This is a genomic window from Rickettsia australis str. Phillips (genome assembly GCF_000273745.1).
Taxonomy (GTDB): Bacteria; Pseudomonadota; Alphaproteobacteria; order Rickettsiales; family Rickettsiaceae; genus Rickettsia; species Rickettsia australis.
This window is the reverse complement of sequence record NZ_AKVZ01000058.1, coordinates 1-1,351: the sequence shown is the minus strand read 5'-3', so window position 1 is coordinate 1,351 and position 1,351 is coordinate 1. Positions and strand designations below refer to the sequence as shown.

The window sequence follows — 1,351 nt, the reverse complement described above, 5'->3', positions numbered from 1 at the left end:
TAAATATATGAAGCATGAGATCCAAAATAATATACCAAGCTTTGTAGATGAGAAGCAAATAGCTAACACTTTTACAAAGGTAAAAGCAGAAGTTAAGGAGCTACATCTAGAAAGAGAGTTAGAACATACAATGACTATGAGATTTTAAGGATTTGCAAGAATGACGAATGAAGAGCATAATCAGAGGAAACAGCAAACAGATGTAAGTACAAATAGCGATGTTAGATGTAAAACACTACACTTGACCTGACAGGCGGAGATTGATTAAGCAGCAAGAGAGCTGTCAGATAAGTAAGAATTAATAGACTTATCTTTAGCAATTTTGATGCTATCCTTGAAAGTTTGCATAGGGGTTTTCCCATAACAAAACTTTCCAGAATGAGGTCTTGCGTTGTTATATTTGTTTAAATATTGATCTAAGTCAATCTGTAAATCCTCTAATGAGTTATAAATCTTCTTACGGAATGCAATATCATAAAACTCATCTTTTAAAGTTCTATGTAATCTTTCGCATATTCCATTAGTTTGAGGAGATCTAGCTTTAGTTTTAGTGTGATCAATATTTTCAATAGCCAAATATAACTCAAAAGCATGATTTTCTACCTTTCCACAATATTCTGTTCCCCTATCTGTTAGGATTCTCAGTAGCGGTACTTCATGATTATTAAAGAACGGTATTACTTTGTCGTTTAAAATATCAGCAGATGTTATTGCGGTCTTATCAGTATAAAGTTTACAGATAGCAACTCTAGAATAAGTATCAATAAATGTTTGTTGATAGATTCTACCTACACCTTTCATATTACCTACATAATATGTATCTTGAGAGCCAAGATACCCTGGATGCTGCGTATCTATTTCACCATGTGCTTCTTTAGTTTGTTTTGCTTTTTCTAGAGCAGCTAGTTGCTCTTCTGTAAGCAATATACCATCCTGTGCAGATTTAGCTTCTAAAGCTTTGAGTCTTTTCTTTAAAGTCTCGAGATCATTGCGTAGCCAAATAGAACGAACCCCACTGGATGATACTATAATGCCCTGTCTTAATAATTCTTGGCTTGCACGAAGCTGACCAAGAGCAGGATTTTCTATAGCAAGATTTATTACTGCTTGTTCTATATGTTCTGATACACGATTCTTAAGTATAGGTCTCTTACGACTTATATCTGTAAGTGCAGATTCTCCTCCTGTCTCATACAGTTCTTTAAATCGGTAAAAGCTATCTCTTGAGTAGCCCATTACTTTACACGCAGTGCTAACACTGCCTAGTTGTTTTGCAAGTTCTAATAATCCTAATTTAGGTTTGATTATTTTGTGATCATAGTTTGACATATTTTGCCTTCTTGGGGTTCTA

1 protein-coding gene is annotated in these 1,351 nt (G+C 34.3%); it reads right to left on the bottom strand.

Annotated elements, in window-relative coordinates:
• Positions 1 to 264: 264 nt before the first annotated feature.
• Positions 265 to 1,329 carry an IS481 family transposase gene (locus A452_RS0107550; RefSeq protein WP_017208736.1) on the bottom strand — a complete coding sequence of 355 codons (1,065 nt, stop codon included), beginning with the start codon at positions 1,327 to 1,329 and terminating at the stop codon, positions 265 to 267.
• Positions 1,330 to 1,351 lie beyond the last annotated feature (22 nt).